Source organism: Novosphingobium sp. Gsoil 351, from assembly GCF_009707465.1.
Taxonomy (GTDB): Bacteria; Pseudomonadota; Alphaproteobacteria; order Sphingomonadales; family Sphingomonadaceae; genus Novosphingobium.
In genome coordinates, this window is record NZ_CP046120.1 from 232,322 (window position 1) to 250,543 (window position 18,222).

Genomic DNA, 18,222 nt, shown 5'->3' on the forward strand with positions numbered 1-18,222 from the left:
GGTTCAGGAATCCCCCAGCGACATGTGGAAAACTGGCGTGCGGGCAGGTCGCTCCATGGCGGATTGCTGGCCTTTTGCCGCGGGTTCCCGTAGGCCGGAACCTCACCCGAAAAATACAGCGAGACGTAACGCCACGTGAGCGACGACAGCGACATCATCGATACCCCCCGCCCTCGTCTGATCCCGAGATTCAACGGATCGACATCGTCGAGGAGATGAAGACCAGCTACCTCGATTACGCGATGAGCGTGATCGTCAGCCGCGCGCTGCCCGATGTGCGCGACGGCCTCAAGCCGGTTCACCGGCGCATCCTGTTCGCCAGCCAGGAGGGCGGTTTCGTCGCCGGGCGGCCCTATCGCAAGTGCGCCAAGATCGTCGGCGACACGATGGGCAACTATCACCCGCACGGCGACAGTTCGATCTACTTCGCGCTTGTTCGCATGGCGCAGGACTGGTCAATGCGGGTGCCGCTGGTCGATGGCCAGGGCAACTTCGGCTCGATGGATCCCGACGATCCCGCCTCGATGCGGTACACCGAGGCGCGGCTGGCGAAAGTTTCCAACAGCCTGCTCGACGATCTCGACAAGGACACCGTCGATTTCACCGAGAACTACGACGGATCGCGACGCGAGCCGACCGTGCTGCCGGCACGCTTTCCCAACCTGCTGGTCAACGGCGCGGGCGGGATCGCGGTGGGCATGGCGACCAACATCCCGCCGCACAACCTGGGCGAGGTGATCGACGCCTGCCTCGCGACGATCGACAACCCGCTGATCTCGCTAGACGAGCTGATGGCGATCGTGCCCGGCCCCGATTTCCCCACCGCACCCCTGATCCTGGGCTCGGCGGGCTCGCGCAGCGCCTATGCCACGGGCCGCGGCTCGATCATCATGCGCTCGCGCCACGTCATCGAGGAAGGCCGCGGCGATCGGCGCTCGATCGTGCTGACCAGCATCCCGTTCCAGATCGGCAAGAACGGCCTGGTCGAAAAGCTCGCCGAAGCCGCCAAGGATAAGCGGATCGAGGGCGTCTCCGACATCCGCGACGAATCGAGCCGGATGGGCGTGCGCGTGGTCATCGACCTCAAGCGCGACGCGACACCCGAGGTGGTGCTCAACCAGGTGTGGCGCCACAGCCCCGCGCAATCGAGCTTTCCCGCCAACATGCTGGCGATCCGTGGTGGACGGCCCGAGCTGCTCAGCCTCAAGGACATCCTGGACGCGTTCATCCGCTTCCGCGAGGAGGTGATCACCCGGCGCACCAAGTTCGAGCTCAACAAGGCGCGCGACCGGGCGCACCTGTTGCTGGGGCTGGTGATCGCGGTCACCAACCTCGACGAGGTGGTGAAGATTATCCGGGGCGCTCCCAATCCCGCCGCGGCGCGCGCCCAACTGATCGCGCGCGAATGGCCGGTGGGCGAGATCGCGCCGTATATCCGTCTGGTCGAGGCGATCGACGATTCCACCGAAGTCGACGGCGCGGTCTATCGCCTGTCCGAGCTTCAGGTCCGCGCAATCCTCGAGTTGCGGCTCCATCGCCTGACCGCACTGGGCCGCGACGAGATCGGCGGCGAGCTGGAAGGGCTGGCCGAGGCGATCAAGGGCTACCTCGAGATCCTTGCCGACCGGGTGAAGCTCTATGCCGTGATGCGCGACGAGCTCGCCGCGGTGCGCGCCGCCTTCGCCACGCCGCGCCTGTCCGAGATCGCCCCGGCGTGGGACGGGATCGAGGACGAGGACCTGATCGAGCAGGAGGACATGGTCGTCACGGTCACGCTCGACGGCTATATCAAGCGCACCGCGCTCTCCACATTCCGCGCTCAGAATCGCGGGGGCAAAGGCCGCGCGGGGATGGCGACCAAGGAAGAAGATGCGGTGGGGACGATGTTCGTCACCAGCACGCACAATCCAGTGCTGTTCTTCTCGACCGCGGGCAAGGTCTATCGTCTCAAGGTCTGGCGGCTGCCCGAGGGCGGCCCGGCGACGCGCGGACGTCCGATCGTCAACCTCCTCCCCGCGCTCGACCAGGGCGAGACGATCGCCGCGGTGCTCACCTTGCCTGCAGACGAGGCCGAGTGGGGCGACCTCAACGTGGTGTTCGCCACCGCCCGGGGCGGGGTCCGCCGCAACGCGATGGATGCGTTCGCCAATATCCCGAGCAACGGCAAGTATGCGATGCGCTTCGAGGAAGGGTCGGACGACCGCCTGATCGGCGTGGCGCTGACCGAACCCGGCGACGACGTGCTGCTGGCGACCAAGTGCGGCAAGGCGATCCGCTTTCCGGCGGACGATGTGCGCGAATTCGTCAGCCGCACCTCTACCGGAGTACGCGGCATGACGCTGAAGGGCGACGACGAGGTGATCTCGCTGTCGATCCTCCACCGCGTGGGCGTGAAGGACCAGGACGAACGCGAGGACTACCTGCGTCACGCCCCGTGGAAGCCCGACCGCGAAAGCGATCCGGCAATGTCCGCCGAACGCTTCGCCGAATTGGCGGAAAAGGAGCAGTTCATCCTGACGGTCTGCGCCAACGGCTATGGCAAGTTGTCGTCGGCTTATGAATACCGCCGCACCAACCGCGGTGGCCAGGGCATCACCAACATCGACAACATAGCCCGCAATGGCCCGGTGGTCGCGAGCTTCGCCGCTTCGAAGGACGATCAGCTGATGCTCGTCACCGACCAGGCCAAGCTGATTCGCCTGCCGCTGATCTCGCTGCGGGTGATAGGCCGTGGCAGCGCCGGCGTGCGGCTGTTCAATGTGTCCGACGAGGAACACGTGGTCAGCGCGGTGCGGCTGATCGATGCGGACCAAGGCGAAGAGGCGGGCGAAGTTCCGGCAGCCACCGGGGGCGAAGACTGAGCGATGCTGCGGGTCGAGCCTTCCGGTCAGGCCTGCGGGGCGAGGGTGACCGGGGTCGATCTGGCCGCGCCGCTGTCCAACCCAAGCGTGTCCGAAATCCGCTCTGCCTGGCTCGAGCATCATGTGCTGGCGTTCCCCGGGCAACGGATGGACGACGATGCGCTCGAGCGGTTCACGCAGGCGCTGGGCGGGTTCGGCAGCGATCCGTTCTTCGCCCCTATCCCGGGCCGGCAGCACATCGCCGCGATCCTGCGGGAGGCTGACGAGCGCACGCCCCTGTTTGCCGAAAACTGGCACAGCGATTGGAGCTTTCAGGCGCACCCGCCCGCGGGCACGTGTCTGCTGGCGATCGAGATTCCGCCCAAGGGCGGCGACACGCTGTTCGCCAACCAGCACGCCGCGTGGGACGCGTTGTCGCCCGCCAAGCAGGCCGAGTGGGGCGATCTGATCGCGATCCACTCGGCCCGCCTCGCCTATGCCCCCGACGGCTCGTACGGGGAGCGTGACAAGGGCCGCAGCATGGCGATCCGCCCCGGCGAGGAAGCACGTCAGGAACAAACCCATCCACTCGTCCCTGCCCACCCCGAGACCGGACGACGCGGGTTCTATTCAACGCTCGGCTACATCGTCGGGATCGAGGGCATGGACGACGACGACGCCTTTCCGCTCCTGCGCGAAATCGCCGCGTGGCAGGCGCGCGAAGAGTTCGTCTACCGTCACGTGTGGGAGCCGGACATGCTGATCCTGTGGGACAACCGCTCGCTGCTCCATCGGGCGACGGGAGGCTACCAGGGGTATCGTCGAGAGCTGCACCGGACGACGATCGCGGCTTGGGAGGGTTAAGCCTCCCGCCCACGCAGAAAGCCCACAGCGCCGACGCAGATCAGGAACTGTCCGAGGTAATACAGCGGCCAGATCAACACATCGGGCAGCGCGCTCGTTGCGAGCGGCCCCATCCGCGAAAAGATCAGCAGGTCGGAGGCGACGAACAGGACCGCTCCTAGCCCCACCCGATAGCGTGGGAAGGCGCTCGACCAGGCGGCCGCGGCCATTCCGCCCAGCGCGAACGCGTAAAGCGCCACACCGGGGGCGGCGGTGCGGTCGGTGGGGAGCAGGAACGCGATCAGCGGGGTGCCGAGCAGCAGGGTGACTGCGGCGGCCTGCTGGCTGGAGGTTAGACTGGCACGGCGGTGGCGGGTGTAGAGCGCAATGGCGATAACGTGGCCGACGAAGAAGCACGCCGCTCCCGCCACCAGATCGATCTCGATCGCCATGTCGCCGGCGGCGCCGAAGACCATGATTGCGGAGAGCATTTTGCCGTCGCGGCCGGGCGCATGCCGGGCCGCGTAGATCGCCAGGAACGCGACCCCCGCGCCTTTCCAGAGCGTTTTGAACAGTCCAGCGAGGGCGGCGTCCTTCACGAAGTAGAACGATACCCCTGCGACCAGACTGGCGAGCAGCCAGGGTCGGCGTTCGATCAGGGCGCGTTTGGGCAAGCTCGTCTCCTTACGATCCTGCTGCTTCGGTTACCACCAGCCCCGCTCGTGTCGAGCGAAGTCGAGACACAGTCGCGTGACGTTCGACCCTGCCCGGCATCCCTCGACTTCGTTCGTGATGAGCGGGTAGAGAGAGCTGTGTCCTATCGGGTCCATATCATCGGCGGCGGTCTCGCCGGAAGCGAGGCGGCGTGGCAGCTTGCCCGCCGCGGCATTCGCGTTCGCTTGAGCGAAATGCGCGGGACCGGAGAACGAAGCCCCGCTCACCAGGGCGATGGATTGGCCGAACTCGTCTGCTCGAACAGCTTCCGCTCGGACGACGATGCCAGCAACGCGGTCGGCCTGCTCCACCACGAAATGCGGCGGTGCGATTCGCTGGTGATGGCGGCAGCGGAAGTGGCCAAGGTGCCAGCGGGATCGGCGCTGGCTGTCGATCGCGACGTGTTTTCGCGCGAAGTGGAATGCCGCCTGGCCGCCCTGCCCTCGCTCGAAATCGTGCGCGAGCGAATCGATGTGCTGCCGATGGATGGCCTGACGGTCGTCGCCACCGGGCCCCTGACCGCCGAATCGTTGGCCCAAAGCATCGGCGCGGCGACCGGAGCGGAATCCTTGGCCTTCTTCGACGCCATCGCCCCGATCGTTCATCGCGACAGTATCGACCTGGACATCGCCTGGATGGCCGCAAGATGGGATAAGGGTGGCAAGGATTACATCAACTGCCCGATGGACAAGCAGCAGTACCTTGCCTTCCACGATGGCTTGCTGGCCGGCGAGAAAACCGTGTTCAAGGAGTGGGAATCCAACACGCCCTACTTCGAAGGCTGCATGCCGATCGAGGTCATGGCTTCGCGTGGCGTGGACACTTTGCGCTTTGGCCCGATGAAACCGGTCGGGCTCGACAATCCGCACGCCGCCTCGCCCGAGTTTCCGAACGGTCGCTGGCCTTATGCGGTGGTTCAACTGCGTCAGGACAACGCGCTCGGCACGCTGTGGAACATGGTCGGGTTCCAGACCAAGCTCAAGCATGCCGAGCAGGTGCGCCTGTTCCGTACGATCCCCGGGCTGGAGAACGCCGAGTTCGCCCGGCTTGGCGGATTGCACCGCAACACGTTCCTCAACTCGCCGCGGCTGCTGGACCGACGGCTGCGCTTGAAAAGCGCGCCGCACATCCGTTTCGCCGGGCAGATCACCGGGTGCGAGGGCTATGTCGAAAGCGCTGCGGTCGGCCTTCTGGCGGGGCTGATGGCGGCGGATGAGCTGACCGGCCTGGAATGGTCCCCGCCGCCGCGCACGACCGCGCTCGGCGCGCTTCTGTCGCATATCACCGGAGACGCCGACGCCGAAACTTATCAGCCTATGAACGTCAACTTCGGCCTGTTTCCGCCGCCCGATGCGCAAGTGAAGAAGAAGCAGCGCAAGCAGGCCTACACCGATCGGGCGAAGGCGGACTTCGGCGAGTGGCTGGCGGAGCGGGTCCTCCTTCCGGCCTAGCCTCGCGTCCAGTCCTCTTTCGCAATCCCCAGCAGCTCGAGCACCGCGGTGAGGTCGCCGCGCTCTATCCAGCCGTCGGCAGCTTCGCGGGCCTTTGGCTTGGCATGGTAGGCGATGCCGAACGTCGCGGCTTGCAGCATGGGCACGTCGTTGGCTCCATCGCCCATCGCCAGGCTCACCGTCCCTGCCCCCAGCCGCTCGGCTTCCACGGCGAGAGTGCGCGCCTTGGTCGCGCTATCGCTGACCGGTCCGTCGAGGTAGCCGGTCAGTTTGCCCGACGCGACCGCCAGGCGATTGCCCACGACGCGGTCGAAGCCCAGCTCTTCCGCCACGGGATCGGCGAAGGCGTGAAATCCGCCGGTGACCAGCACGGTGTCACATCCCAGCCCCTTCAGCGTGGCGACCAGCGTCTTGGCGCCGGGCATCGGCCGGATGCGCTCGGCCAGGCAACGCGCGATCGCGCCCTCGTCCAGACCGGCGAGCAGGGCGACCCGCTCGCGCAAGGCGGAGCGAAAATCGAGTTCGCCCTGCATCGCGCGTTCGGTGATCGCGGCGATCTGCGGCTTGATCCCGGCATAGTCGGCCAGCTCGTCGATGCATTCCTGACCGATCATGGTCGAATCCATGTCGCTCACGAACAGTTGCGGGGCCGCGATCGGACGATCCGTCACCAACAGGTCGCAGGGGGCGAAGTGGCGGCCGAGGATGCTCCGCACCACCCCGGCCTCACCCTCGGGCAGGAGCAGCTCGATCGCGTCCTCGCCGCTGATCACAGTCTCCGCCATCGCCACCGGCCAGCCGTGGTCCAGCAACTCGCTGCGCGCCGCATCGAGTTTTCCCGCAAGCGTGGCGGTCTCTGCTAACAGCCGGGCGATGAGCACTGCGGAAACCTCCACCGACGCCCCGTCCCGGCCGCCGCTGGCGCTCATCGCAGGGCCGACCGCGAGCGGCAAGAGCGATCTGGCGGTCGAACTGGCACTGGCGCACGAAGCCAAAGGCGGGCGGGCCGTAGTGATCAACGCGGACAGCGCGCAAGTCTATCGCGACTTGCGGGTGCTGAGTGCCCGCCCATCCCCCCACGACATGCGCGGCATCGAGCATCGCCTGTTCGGGACGTGGGATGGGGCACAGCCTTGCTCGGCAGCGGACTGGGCCGCGGCGGCGCGCGAAGAGATTGCCAATGCCCATGCCTTGGGCAGGCTGCCGATTCTGGTCGGCGGGACCGGGCTGTATCTACGCACCCTGCTCGACGGGATCGCACCTGTTCCGGCGATCGACCCGGAAGTGCGCGACGCAGTGCGCACGATGGCGCAGGAACAGCGCTATGCCGACCTCATGGTTGCCGACCCGGCCGCCGTCGCGCGGATCGCTCCGGCCGACGCGACCCGAACCGCGCGAGCGCTGGAAGTTCTCCGCTCGACCGGACGAACGCTAGCCGACTGGCAGGGCGAAACGCGCGGCGGGATCGGGGCCGCAATCGACTTGCGCGCGGTCATCCTGCTGCCCGAACGCGCCGCACTCTACCGGCGCTGCGACGCGCGGTTCGCCGCGATGATGACCGGCGGCGCGGTCGAGGAAGTGGCGACGCTGCTCGCGCGCAGGCTCGATCCGGCATTGCCGGTCATGCGCGCGATCGGCGTGCGCGAGATTGCAGCGATGCTTTCCGGCGAGCTTTCGCGCGAGGCTGCGGTGGCGGCCGCCCAGCAGGCGACGCGCAATTACGCCAAGCGGCAATACACCTGGCTGCGGCATCAGCCGCACTCACACTGGCATCGCGTTGAAGGAGAAAATTTCACTGCAAGGGCGATAATCGACCGTATATTACAAGAATAGTCACTTGACATGCCATAATATGTCGCATAGACGCGCCGCCCAAGGCTTGCCGCGGCAGGCTACCGTGTTGTGGAGAGGCGGCCCGGCGCAGACAACTGCGTCGGGCTCGTTTCTTGATGGAGGATCACTGCCGTGCCTGGCGAGAAATCCGGCGCCGAAATTCTGATCGAATGCCTGGTCGCGCAAGGCGTCGAATTCGTCTTCGGCTATCCCGGCGGCGCAGTGCTGCCGATCTACGACGCCTTGTTTTCGGACGAGCGCATCCGCCACATCCTCGTCCGCCACGAAGCCGGCGCGGCGCACGCCGCCGAGGGGTATGCCCGCTCGACCGGCAAGCCCGGCGTGGTCCTTGTCACCAGTGGCCCCGGCGCGACCAATGCGGTCACCGGGATCGCCGACGCGTTCATGGATTCGATCCCGCTGGTGGTCCTCACCGGCCAGGTCGCGACCGGTCTGATCGGTTCGGACGCATTCCAGGAATGCGACACCGTGGGCATCACCCGTCACTGCACGAAGCACAACTATCTGGTGAAGGACCCCGCCGAACTCGCCGCCACGGTCGAGGAGGCGTTCCGAATCGCCACGCACGGTCGCCCCGGCCCGGTGGTCATCGACATTCCCAAGGACGTCCAGGTCGCCAGCGCTGCGTGGAACAACCGACCCGCCCAGCGGCTGCAACGCTACACGCCGCAAACCGCGGCGCCGCGCGGCGATGTCGCCACGGCCGCCGCGATGCTCGCCGCGGCGCAATCGCCAGTGCTCTACACCGGCGGCGGCGTGATCAACTCAGGCCCTGAGGCGACGCGTCTGGTGCGCGAGCTGCAGGCGCTGACCGGCGCGCCGGTCACCTCCACGCTCATGGGCCTGGGGGCGTTCCCCGCCGACGACCCCGCCTGGCTCGGCATGTTGGGTATGCACGGCACCTTCGAGGCCAACATGGCGATGAACCGTGCCGACTTGATCGTCTGCGTGGGCGCGAGGTTCGACGACCGGGTGACCGGACGGCTCGACGCGTTTTCCCCGAACAGCCGCAAGATCCACATCGACATCGACCGCTCGTCGATCAACAAGACCGTCCAGGTCGATCTCGCGCTGATTGGCGATTGTGGAATCATCCTGGGCCAGTTGCTGGAAGCCTGGCGCGGCGGCGGATACGAGAGACCCGAACTCGGCGAATGGATGGCCCGGATAAATGGCTGGCGCGCGCGCGACAGCCTGTCCTACCCGCCGTCGAAGTCTTCGATCATGCCGCAGCTCGCGGTCCAGCGGCTGTATGAGCTGACCAAGCACCGCGATCCGATCGTCAGCACCGAAGTCGGTCAGCATCAGATGTGGGCGGCGCAGCACTTCCACTTCTTCGGACCCAATAAGTGGCTGACCAGTGGCGGACTTGGCACGATGGGCTATGGCCTGCCCGCTGCGATCGGCGCGCAACTCGGCAATCCCGACGCGCTGGTGATCGACGTGGCCGGCGAAGCCTCGATCCAGATGAACATCCAGGAGCTGGGCACCGCCAGCCAGTATCGCCTGCCGGTCAAGGTGTTCATCCTCAACAACGAATACATGGGCATGGTCCGCCAGTGGCAGGAGCTGACTTACGAGAGCCGCTATTCGAACTCGTATTCAGACAGCCTGCCCGATTTCGTGAAACTGGCCGAAGCCTATGGTTGGAAGGGTATCCGCATCGAAAACGAGGGCGATCTCGACGCGGGCATCCAGGCGATGATCGACCACGACGGCCCGGTGATCGTCGATTGCCTGGTCGACAAGACCGCCAATTGCTACCCGATGATCCCCAGCGGTGCGGCGCACACCGACATGATCCTACATGGCGACAGCGTGGCGGGGACCATGGACGACGAAGCGAAGGCGTTGGTGTGATGGGTGAAATAGCACACCGCATCCGCTCATCCCGAACGACGGTGAGGGATTGCCTACAAGGCTTGGCTTTGGCGCGACCTGTCTCGACTTCGCTCGCCTCGAGCGAGGGTTTTTGGTGATGAAGATCAAGGAACGCGAAGCCGAACGCCACGTCCTCACCATCACCGTCGACAACGAAGCGGGCATCCTCGCCAAGATCGCCGGGCTGTTCACCGCCCGCGGTTACAATATCGACAGCCTGACCGTGGCCGACATCTCGGACAATCACGCAATCAGCCGGATCACCATCCTGACCCACGGCCCGCCCGCGGTGATCGACCAGATCCGCGCCCAGCTCGAACGCCTGGTGCCGGTCCACAAGGTGGTCGACCTGACCGAACTGGGCGCGCACGTCGAGCGCGAGCTGGCGCTGATCAAGGTCACGGGCAAGGGAGAGCACCGCGTCGAGGCGCTGCGTCTGGCCGATGTATTCCGCGCGCGGCCCGTCGACACCACCACCGAAAGCTTCATCTTCGAACTGACCGGAGCGCCCGACAAGATCGACAGCTTCATTGCGCTGATGCGTGAGTTGGGGTTGGTCGAAGTCGGCCGCACCGGCATCGTCGGGATGATGCGGGGAGCGGCGGGGACTTAGTCCCAAATCTCTTTCGACGCCCCGGCGAAGGTCGGGGCCCAAGCAACCTTTCGCCAAGGCGCGATGTTATCTAGACCCCGGCCTTCGCCGGGGTGACGGTTACCTAGAAGACGGGGAATTTGAACGTGAAAGTCTATTACGACGCCGACGCCGATCTCAACCTGATCACCGGCAAGAAGATCGCGATCGTCGGCTACGGCAGCCAGGGCCACGCCCACGCCCAGAACCTGCGCGACAGCGGGGTCAAGGAGGTCGCCGTAGCGCTGCGCCCCGGCTCGGCCACGGCCAAGAAGGCCGAAGGCGCCGGCTTCAAGGTGCTGTCCAACAAAGACGCCGCCGCCTGGGCCGACATCCTGATGATCCTGGCCCCGGACGAGCATCAGGCCGCGATCTGGAACGACGATCTGGCGGGCAACATGAAACCCGGCGCGGCCATCGCCTTCGCCCACGGACTCAACGTACACTTCGGGCTGATCGAGCCGCCCAAGGACATCGACGTGATCATGATTGCGCCCAAGGGTCCTGGCCACACCGTTCGCAGCGAGTACGTGCGGGGCGGCGGGGTGCCCTGCCTGATCGCGATCCACCAGGACGCCACGGGGAACGCCCACGACGTCGCCCTCGCCTATGCTAGTGGCGTCGGCGGCGGGCGTTCGGGGATCATCGAGACCAACTTCAAGGAAGAGTGCGAGACCGACCTGTTCGGCGAGCAGGCGGTGCTCTGCGGCGGGATCACCCACCTGATCCAGGCAGGGTTCGAGACGCTGGTAGAGGCCGGCTATGCCCCCGAAATGGCCTATTTCGAGTGCCTGCACGAAACCAAGCTGATCGTCGATCTGCTCTATGAGGGCGGCATCGCCAACATGCGCTATTCGATCAGCAATACCGCCGAATATGGCGACATCACCACCGGCCCGAGAATCATCACCGATGAGACCAAGGCCGAGATGAAACGCGTGCTGGCAGACATCCAGTCGGGCCGGTTCGTCAAGAACTTCGTCCTCGACAACCGCGCCGGGCAGCCCGAACTCAAGGCCGCGCGCAAGGCCGCCGAGGCGCATCCGATCGAGAAGACCGGGGCCGAGTTACGCGCGATGATGCCGTGGATCGGGGCGAACAAGCTGGTCGACAAGGCCAAGAACTGACGGGAACCGGGGCGCGGCTTCGGCGTTTTCGCGCCATGCGCGCCCTGCCCCTCCTGCTCGTCCCGCTCGCGCTCGCCGCCTGCGGCCAATCCGCCACCCCGGATGCCGCGGCGACCGCCGAACCGACAGGTGTGATCGCGACCACCAACGCGACCGTTGAGCCCGTGCCCTCGGCGACCGCCACTGCCAGCGGACCCACGGCGGCCGCTCCGGGTGCGAGTAAGACGGCGATGGACGCTACTTCGACACCGATTCCTGCCAACGCCTCGCCGTCGGCGTGCGGAGCGGACAAGGCTGCCAAATTCGTCGGAAAGGTCGCCACGCCGGACGTCCGCGCCCAGACGATCGAGACCGTCGGGCACAACCGCATCCGCTGGATCGGACCGGACACCGCGGTGACGATGGATTTCAGCGAGGGCCGGCTGAATATGGCGCTCGACGCGAATAACCGGATTACCGGCGCGAAGTGCGGTTAGACTAGCGCATCAAGCGGAAGCAATCGCGCAACTCGGTCACGAACAGCTCGGGCTGCTCCCACGCCGCGAAGTGTCCGCCCTTGGGCAGATCGTTCCAGTAGACGAGGTTGCAGTAGCGGCGCTCGGCCCATTTGCGTGGCGCGGGGATGATTTCCTTCGGAAACTGGCTCGCACCCGCAGGAATGGCGACCTCGCCCTCGCTGAACTTGGCGAAGCTTTCCCAATAGAGCCGTGCCGACGAGGCGCCGGTCGCGGGCAGCCAGTATAGCATCAGGTTGTCGAGGATCGTGTCGCGGCTCAGCGCTTCGAAGGGCGAGCCCGGGTTGTCGGTCCACGCCCACATCTTCTCGAGAATCCATCCCGCCAGTGCGACGGGGGAGTCGACGAGGCCGTAGCCGACCGACTGCGGCCGCGTAGCCTGCTGCTTGGAATAGCCCGAATCCCAGTCCTGATAGTGCTGGATCGCCTTGAGCGCGCGCAGTTCCGGCTCACTCGGCGCGGCCAGGTCTTCGGGCAAGGGCCGCGCGACGGGCATGTTGACGTGGATGCCGCGGCAACCCGCGGGCGCTTGGACGCCAATCGCAGTGGTCACCCCGGCACCCCAGTCGCCTCCTTGCGCAACCCACTCGGCGTAACCCAGGCGGCGCATCAGCTCGGTCCAGGCCGTCGCGATCTTGACGACGCCCCATCCGGTCGCGCTCGGCTTACCCGAGAAACCAAACCCGGGAAGCGATGGAGCGACGATGTGGAACGCGTCTTCCGCCCTTCCCCCATGTGCCATCGGATCGGTCAGTGGGCCGATGACATCGAGGAACTCGATCACCGATCCGGGCCAGCCGTGAGTCATAATCAACGGCATCGCGCCTTCGTGCGGCGAGCGGACATGAAGGAAGTGGATGTCGAGGCCGTCGATCTCGGTGACGTGCTGGCCCAGCCCGTTAAGCCGCGCCTCGCACCGCCGCCAGTCGTAACCGTCGCGCCAATACGCGCATAGGTCCTGCAGCGCGCCTAGCGGCGTGCCTTGCGACCAATCGTCCACCGTCTCGCGCTCCGCCCAGCGGGCGTTTGCAAGGCGCTGGCCGAGGTCGGCGAGTTGTTGGTCGGAGATCGCGAGCGCGAACGGGTGGATTTCTTTCATCGAGCGGAAGCTATCGGCTCCATCGACGTCCGCAAGCCTTGATCGCGCATTCGCCGCGGTACAAACAGTCCCCGAAGGAGTTTGCCATGTCGAATCCGAGGCCGTTGCTTCTTGCGTTGCCGCTTGCCCTGCTGGCATTGCCGCTCGCAGCGCAGCAGATGCAAATGCCGAAGCAGGTGCCAGGCAAGCTCGACAAGACCCGCGTGGCGGCAGGCATCTATAAGCTCGATTCCAACCACACTCTGATCGGCTGGCGTGTCGATCACCTTGGCTTCAGCGACTACTTCGGGGTGTTCGGCGATTCGACCGGGTCGCTCACGCTCGATCCGAAGAACCCCGCGACGGCCAAGGTCGAGGTGACGATCCCGGTCGCCAAGGTGCTGACCGCCAGCCCCGGCCTCAACGCCCACTTGCTGCGACCTGGCAAGGACGGTGGTAAGCCCGATTTCTTCGGACCCAGCCCGGCCGACGCGCGGTTCGTCTCGATCAAGGTCACTCCCGGCAAAGACCTCATCAGCGCGTCGATCCTCGGCAACCTAACCCTCAACGGACAGACCCATCCAGTGACCATCGCGGCGCGCTTCAAGGGCGCGGGCACGGCCCCGTTTGGCGGCAAGGCTACCGTCGGCTTCCAGGGCAAGGCGAATATCCTGCGCTCGCAATGGGGCATCGCCGCTGGTATTCCGCTGGTTAGCGACAAGGTCGAACTCGACATCTCGGCGCCCTTCGAGAAGCAATAGGGTAATTTTGTTGCGCCATTTGTCGGCTGGACAAATCGGCCCCGCTTGCGCATAGGCCGCGCACGATGACCCTGCGCCGCGCCCTTACCCTGCGACTTACTCGCCCCCGGGCCTGAATCGCGCGCTTCACCGGCGCGCAGCGCCCGGGGGAGCCGCCCTGATCCGACGCATCCAGCGCAGCGAGCAAGTCCATGCCCTTTTTGTCCGACCCTTCGGTCAAGTATCGTCCGTTTCCCCCGATCAACCTGCCCGACCGCCAGTGGCCCGGCCGTGTCATCGACAAGGCCCCGCGGTGGCTATCGACCGACCTACGCGACGGCAACCAGGCGCTGGTCGACCCAATGGGCGCGGAAAAGAAGACCCGCTTCTTCGACCTGTTGTGCAAGATCGGGATCAAGGAGATCGAAGTCGGCTTCCCCGCCTCGGGTGCGACCGACTTTGACTATATCCAGGGGCTGGTCCGATCGGGGCGAATCCCCGGCGACGTTACGCCGCAAGTCCTGACCCAGTCGCGCCGCGACCTGATCGAGACCACGTTCGCCAGCCTGGAAGGGGCCGAAACCGCGATTGTCCACCTCTACAATGCGATTTCGCCCGCGTGGCGGCGGATCGTGTTCGGAATGGGCAAGGACGAGATCAAGGCCATCGCCATCGAAGGCGCCAAGGTCATGCGCGACCAGGCGGCCAGGTATCCCGGCACCGACTGGCGCTTTGAATACAGCCCCGAGACGTTCTCAACCGCGGAGGTCGAATACTCGGTCGAGGTCTGCACGGCGGTGATGGAGGTGCTCCAGCCGACGCCGGACAAGCCGATCATCTTCAACCTGCCCTCGACGGTCGAGTGCGCGACGCCCAACGTCTATGCCGACCAGATCGAGCTGTTCGGTCGCACGATCCCCAACCGCGACAGCGTGGTGATCAGCCTCCATACCCACAATGACCGTGGTACCGGGATCGCGGCGTGCGAACTGGGGCTGATGGCGGGGGCCGACCGCGTGGAAGGTTGCCTGTTCGGCAACGGCGAGCGTACCGGTAACTGCGATCTGGTGACAGTCGCGCTGAATATGTACTCGCAAGGTGTTGATCCACAGATCGATCTCTCGGACATCGACGGCATTGCCAGTACCGTCACCTATTGCAACCAGTTGCCGATCCACCCGCGCCATCCCTATGTCGGCGAGCTGGTCTACACCTCGTTTTCGGGCAGCCACCAGGACGCGATCAAGAAGGGCTTCGAGGCGCGCGCGCGACAGAACGACGACTATTGGGAAATGCCTTACCTGCCGATCGACCCGGCCGACCTGGGGCGCAGCTACGAGGCGGTGATCCGGGTCAACTCGCAGAGCGGCAAAGGCGGCTTCGCCTGGGTGCTCGAACAGGATCAGGGGCTCAAGCTACCCAAACGGATGCAGGCGCATTTCTCGCGCCATGTCCAGGACCTGGCCGACACCGCCGGGCGCGAGTTACAGGCCGACGATATCTGGGAGGTGTTCCAGCGGGTCTATCACCTTAACACCCCGCAGCATTTCCAACTCGTCGACTATGAGGAAGCGCGCGGCCCCGACGGTGCGCGGATCTTCGCAGGCAAGATCGCTGTGGCGGGGCGTGAGCGGAGCGTCAGCGGGCGCGGCAACGGGCTGATCTCGTCAGTGGTGGCGACCTTGAGCGAGGCGTTTGGGGTGGAACTCGAGGTCAAGGACTACACCGAGCACGCGATGGGCGCTGGGTCCGACGCACGCGCGGCGGCTTATGTCGAGTGCGCGCTGCCTTCGGGCGAGATCGTCTGGGGCGTGGGCATCGACGAGGACGTCGCCACCGCGAGCGTCAGGGCCGTGCTGAGCGCGGCCAATGGTGTAGTTTGAAACGTAAAGCGGCACCCACTCATCCCGAGCGGAGTTGGGAATAGTCAATCAGGCAGCAGCACCATCTTGAGCGCGCCGCTTTCGCGCGCCTCGAATAGCCTGTAGGCATCCGGCCCGGCGCTCAGCGGCATCCGGTGGCTGATGTATTTTTCCGGCCGCAAACGCCCCGATTGAACCAGCGGGAACAGCGCGGGCAGCTCCTCGGGGACCGAGCACGTGCCGATGCGAAAGGTCAGCCCTGCCGCGAACGCGCGTTCGAGCGGGAAAGCGTAGCGGCGCGCCTGCTGGACACCGATCACCGAGACCGTCCCGCGCCGCCGGACCAACCGCAGGGCCAGGTCGACCGTCGCCTCGCTCCCGACCGCCTCGACCACGCAATCCAGCTTTACACCGTGGGTCGCCGCGCGGATCGTTTCGAGCGCCTCGTCGGGAGCGAGCGCAATTGCTCCAGCCTCGGTCGCCAGCGCCCTCCGCTCGGCCACCGGGTCGATCGCATAGACGACTCCTGCGCCCATTACGAACGCGCTGTCTACCGCCATCAGCCCGATCGGGCCCAAGCCGATCACCGCCACGCTGTTGCCGGGCCGAATGTCGGCGTTGCGCGCGCCGAACCAGGCGGTGGCGAGTGCGTCGGTCATCATGAGCGCCTGATCCTCGCTGATGCCGCTGGGAATTTTGACCGCGTTGACGTCCGCGACGGGGACCCGGAACGCCTCGGCCTGAACGCCTTGCAAACTGGCCGACAGTCCGTAGCAGCCGCTGGCGTTGCTCTCGCAGGTGTGGACCACACCGCCCAAGCACGAGCGGCACGCCCCGCAACCGACTGCCGCGGGCATCATCACGCTGTCGCCGACCCTGAGGCGGCTTACGCCCCGGCCCACTTCGACCACCTCGCCGACCGCTTCGTGGCCGACGCAGAAGCCGATATCCTCGCTGAACCCGTGGCCGTGCCAGATGTGCAAGTCGCTGCCGCAGATCGAGCAGCCGGTCATCCGCACGATGGCGTCGCGGTCGGTCTCGAGGCGCGGGTCGTCCATCCCCTCGTGGCGGATGTCACGTACTCCGTAGTAACGCAGCGCTTTCATGCGGGTCTCCTGAGGGGGCATTGTCAAACGCGCCGCGCCCCGCGACAACCCCTCAAACGAAAACCGTGGGAGCAGACATGACCGAAGCGATCCTAGAACCCGATCTGCCCATCATCGACCCACATCATCACCTGTGGGACTTGCGGCCGCTGATCGCCTCGTTTCCCACTCCGCGTCATCCGTTCGTCGCGACCGTGGCGCTTTCGCCCTACTACGCCTTCGACCAACTGCGCGCGGAAATCGCTAGCGGGCATAACGTGGTGGGCACGGTCTTCATGGAATGCGGTGCTTTCTACCGCGCCGGGGCCGGGAACGCGATGAAGGTCCTTGGCGAAGTCGAGTACGTCAACGGCGTCGCCGCGCAAAGCGCGAGCGGGCTGTACGGCGAAACCCGCCTGTGCGCGGGCATCGTCGGTCATGCTGACCTGCTGCTCGGCGACTCCGTGCTGCCTGTCCTGGAAGCGCTCAAGTCCGTGACACCGCGCTTCAAAGGCATCCGTCATTCCGCCGCGTGGGATGCCGATCCCGAAGTCCTGGGCGCGCCATTCCATGCGCCACGGGGTCTCTATCTCGACCCGACATTCCGCGAAGGCTTCGCTCACCTCGGCAGACTGGGATTGACTTTCGACGCCTGGCTGCTTGAGCCGCAACTCGGCGACGTCTTGTCGCTGGCGCGCGCTTTTCCGGACCAGCCGATCGTGCTCGACCACTGCGGCACGCCATTGGGGGTCGCATCGTACAAGGGCCGGCTCCACGAGCGCTTCGACTCCTGGCGCGATAGCATCCGCGACCTTGGCAAGTGCCCGAACGTCTCGATCAAGCTCGGCGGGCTGGCCATGTACTTCGCCGGCCTGCCCGACCACGGACCCGAAGCCGGGCTTTCGTCAGAGACACTGGCGGCGATGTGGCGACCCTATATCGAAACATGCATAGACGCGTTTGGACCCAATCGAGCGATGTTCGAGAGCAACTATCCCGTCGATCGCTGGGGCGCGAGCTACGCGGTGCTGTGGAACGTCTTCAAGCGGCTGGTGAGCGGGGCTTCGGCGGACGAAAAGCGCGCTCTCTTTGCGGGTACGGCGGCGCACGTCTACGGTCTGGAAGGGCTGGCCTACTAGCTCAACCCACCGCCGCGAGCGGCCGCCAGCGATCGACGAAACCACTGTTGCTGGTGAATGGATAGATTCTCCAGCCGCCTTCGCGCCACCACACGACATGCTTCATCGTCTTGCCGTTGGGGCGGTTGAAGGCGCGGTAGAGCGCGATCACCGGCTGGCCTTCGGGGGCGGGCTGCGCGGCATCGCGCCAGTCGTCGCCGCCGGCCACGGCTTCCTCGTCGTCGCGGCGGGTGTTCCACGCGGCGATTGCTGCGGCATCGTTGGTCTCTCGCGGCCCGGCCATTTCGCACCGCGCGCAGAACACCTGAGCCCAAGTCCTGCGGCGCATCCGCTCGCAGCCCCGGCGCAGGCAGGGGTCGCCTCGTTCACACCACGGGTTGGGGCACGGGAGCAGCCGGGATCGGGTGTCGGTCATGGCTTCGATCGCTTTGTTGCGGGCGGTCCTTTTCCGCCGCAATTGGG

The 18,222-nt window shown here is 65.9% G+C and carries 16 protein-coding genes; 11 read left to right on the forward strand and 5 right to left on the reverse strand.

The window, feature by feature from the left end; translation table 11 throughout:
* Positions 1 to 215: 215 nt before the first annotated feature.
* Positions 216 to 2,861, forward strand: a complete 2,646-nt coding sequence (gene gyrA / locus GKE62_RS01145) for a DNA gyrase subunit A (RefSeq protein ID WP_154690647.1) — start codon at positions 216 to 218, stop codon at positions 2,859 to 2,861.
* 3 nt (positions 2,862 to 2,864) lie between these two features.
* Positions 2,865 to 3,704: a TauD/TfdA family dioxygenase gene (locus GKE62_RS01150; protein WP_154690648.1), complete on the forward strand. Its 840-nt coding sequence runs from the start codon at positions 2,865 to 2,867 to the stop codon at positions 3,702 to 3,704.
* Here the strand turns inward: GKE62_RS01150 and GKE62_RS01155 are convergent.
* Positions 3,701 to 4,357, reverse strand: a complete 657-nt coding sequence (locus GKE62_RS01155) for a lysoplasmalogenase (RefSeq protein WP_154690649.1) — start codon at positions 4,355 to 4,357, stop codon at positions 3,701 to 3,703. The two genes, GKE62_RS01150 and GKE62_RS01155, sit on opposite strands and share 4 nt — an antisense overlap.
* Positions 4,358 to 4,495: 138 nt before the next feature.
* Here GKE62_RS01155 and trmFO point away from each other — a divergent pair, with 138 nt between their 5' ends.
* Entirely contained in the window at positions 4,496 to 5,848 is a 1,353-nt protein-coding gene (trmFO, locus tag GKE62_RS01160) for a methylenetetrahydrofolate--tRNA-(uracil(54)-C(5))-methyltransferase (FADH(2)-oxidizing) TrmFO (protein ID WP_154690650.1), read from the forward strand.
* On the opposite strand, the gene serB is transcribed toward trmFO, so the two are convergent.
* Positions 5,845 to 6,729: a phosphoserine phosphatase SerB gene (serB, locus tag GKE62_RS01165; RefSeq protein ID WP_154693491.1), complete on the reverse strand. Its 885-nt coding sequence runs from the start codon at positions 6,727 to 6,729 to the stop codon at positions 5,845 to 5,847. The two genes, trmFO and serB, sit on opposite strands and share 4 nt — an antisense overlap.
* Between serB and miaA the strand changes: the two genes are divergently transcribed.
* The 5 genes from miaA to GKE62_RS01190 all read left to right on the forward strand — a co-directional run bounded on the left by miaA (position 6,722) and on the right by GKE62_RS01190 (position 11,817).
* On the forward strand, positions 6,722 to 7,681 hold the full coding sequence (gene miaA, locus GKE62_RS01170) for a tRNA (adenosine(37)-N6)-dimethylallyltransferase MiaA (RefSeq protein ID WP_154690651.1): 960 nt from the start codon (positions 6,722 to 6,724) through the stop codon (positions 7,679 to 7,681). The two genes, serB and miaA, sit on opposite strands and share 8 nt — an antisense overlap.
* A gap of 132 nt (positions 7,682 to 7,813) precedes the next feature.
* Positions 7,814 to 9,562: a biosynthetic-type acetolactate synthase large subunit gene (gene ilvB / locus GKE62_RS01175; protein ID WP_154690652.1), complete on the forward strand. Its 1,749-nt coding sequence runs from the start codon at positions 7,814 to 7,816 to the stop codon at positions 9,560 to 9,562.
* A gap of 118 nt (positions 9,563 to 9,680) precedes the next feature.
* Positions 9,681 to 10,196, forward strand: a complete 516-nt coding sequence (gene ilvN, locus GKE62_RS01180) for an acetolactate synthase small subunit (protein WP_154690653.1) — start codon at positions 9,681 to 9,683, stop codon at positions 10,194 to 10,196.
* Between the two features lie 125 nt (positions 10,197 to 10,321).
* Positions 10,322 to 11,341: a ketol-acid reductoisomerase gene (gene ilvC / locus GKE62_RS01185; RefSeq protein WP_154690654.1), complete on the forward strand. Its 1,020-nt coding sequence runs from the start codon at positions 10,322 to 10,324 to the stop codon at positions 11,339 to 11,341.
* A gap of 35 nt (positions 11,342 to 11,376) precedes the next feature.
* Positions 11,377 to 11,817, forward strand: coding sequence for an I78 family peptidase inhibitor (locus GKE62_RS01190; RefSeq protein WP_154690655.1), 441 nt, complete (start codon positions 11,377 to 11,379; stop codon positions 11,815 to 11,817).
* A gap of 1 nt (position 11,818) precedes the next feature.
* Here GKE62_RS01190 and GKE62_RS01195 read toward each other — a convergent pair whose 3' ends face one another.
* On the reverse strand, positions 11,819 to 12,955 hold the full coding sequence (locus tag GKE62_RS01195) for an epoxide hydrolase family protein (protein ID WP_154690656.1): 1,137 nt from the start codon (positions 12,953 to 12,955) through the stop codon (positions 11,819 to 11,821).
* Between the two features lie 86 nt (positions 12,956 to 13,041).
* On the opposite strand from GKE62_RS01195, the gene GKE62_RS01200 reads away from it, so the two are divergent.
* Both GKE62_RS01200 and leuA read left to right on the forward strand, forming a co-directional pair.
* Complete coding sequence (locus tag GKE62_RS01200) at positions 13,042 to 13,695, forward strand: YceI family protein (protein WP_154690657.1); 654 nt, start codon at positions 13,042 to 13,044, stop codon at positions 13,693 to 13,695.
* A gap of 191 nt (positions 13,696 to 13,886) precedes the next feature.
* Positions 13,887 to 15,557 (forward strand): 2-isopropylmalate synthase, encoded by a 1,671-nt coding sequence (leuA, locus tag GKE62_RS01205; RefSeq protein WP_154690658.1) that lies wholly within the window; start codon positions 13,887 to 13,889, stop codon positions 15,555 to 15,557.
* A 44-nt stretch (positions 15,558 to 15,601) separates the two neighbouring features.
* On the opposite strand, the gene GKE62_RS01210 is transcribed toward leuA, so the two are convergent.
* Positions 15,602 to 16,642, reverse strand: coding sequence for an alcohol dehydrogenase family protein (locus GKE62_RS01210; RefSeq protein WP_154690659.1), 1,041 nt, complete (start codon positions 16,640 to 16,642; stop codon positions 15,602 to 15,604).
* 77 nt (positions 16,643 to 16,719) lie between these two features.
* Between GKE62_RS01210 and GKE62_RS01215 the strand changes: the two genes are divergently transcribed.
* Positions 16,720 to 17,760, forward strand: a complete 1,041-nt coding sequence (locus tag GKE62_RS01215) for an amidohydrolase (protein WP_154690660.1) — start codon at positions 16,720 to 16,722, stop codon at positions 17,758 to 17,760.
* 1 nt (position 17,761) lies between these two features.
* Here the strand turns inward: GKE62_RS01215 and GKE62_RS01220 are convergent, their stop codons facing one another.
* Positions 17,762 to 18,175 carry a hypothetical protein gene (locus tag GKE62_RS01220; protein ID WP_154690661.1) on the reverse strand — a complete coding sequence of 138 codons (414 nt, stop codon included), beginning with the start codon at positions 18,173 to 18,175 and terminating at the stop codon, positions 17,762 to 17,764.
* Positions 18,176 to 18,222: the final 47 nt, after the last annotated feature.

What these genes read in the sequence shown, in the direction of transcription:
- gyrA (WP_154690647.1), top strand. Translation starts at nt 216, where the DNA reads ATGAAGACCAGCTACCTCGATTACGCGATGAGCGTGATCGTCAGCCGC.
- GKE62_RS01150 (WP_154690648.1), top strand. Translation starts at nt 2,865, where the DNA reads ATGCTGCGGGTCGAGCCTTCCGGTCAGGCCTGCGGGGCGAGGGTGACC.
- miaA (WP_154690651.1), top strand. Translation starts at nt 6,722, where the DNA reads ATGAGCACTGCGGAAACCTCCACCGACGCCCCGTCCCGGCCGCCGCTG.
- ilvN (WP_154690653.1), top strand. Translation starts at nt 9,681, where the DNA reads ATGAAGATCAAGGAACGCGAAGCCGAACGCCACGTCCTCACCATCACC.
- GKE62_RS01190 (WP_154690655.1), top strand. Translation starts at nt 11,377, where the DNA reads ATGCGCGCCCTGCCCCTCCTGCTCGTCCCGCTCGCGCTCGCCGCCTGC.
- GKE62_RS01195 (WP_154690656.1), bottom strand. Translation starts at nt 12,955, where the DNA reads ATGAAAGAAATCCACCCGTTCGCGCTCGCGATCTCCGACCAACAACTC.
- GKE62_RS01200 (WP_154690657.1), top strand. Translation starts at nt 13,042, where the DNA reads ATGTCGAATCCGAGGCCGTTGCTTCTTGCGTTGCCGCTTGCCCTGCTG.
- leuA (WP_154690658.1), top strand. Translation starts at nt 13,887, where the DNA reads ATGCCCTTTTTGTCCGACCCTTCGGTCAAGTATCGTCCGTTTCCCCCG.
- GKE62_RS01210 (WP_154690659.1), bottom strand. Translation starts at nt 16,642, where the DNA reads ATGAAAGCGCTGCGTTACTACGGAGTACGTGACATCCGCCACGAGGGG.
- GKE62_RS01215 (WP_154690660.1), top strand. Translation starts at nt 16,720, where the DNA reads ATGACCGAAGCGATCCTAGAACCCGATCTGCCCATCATCGACCCACAT.
- GKE62_RS01220 (WP_154690661.1), bottom strand. Translation starts at nt 18,175, where the DNA reads ATGACCGACACCCGATCCCGGCTGCTCCCGTGCCCCAACCCGTGGTGT.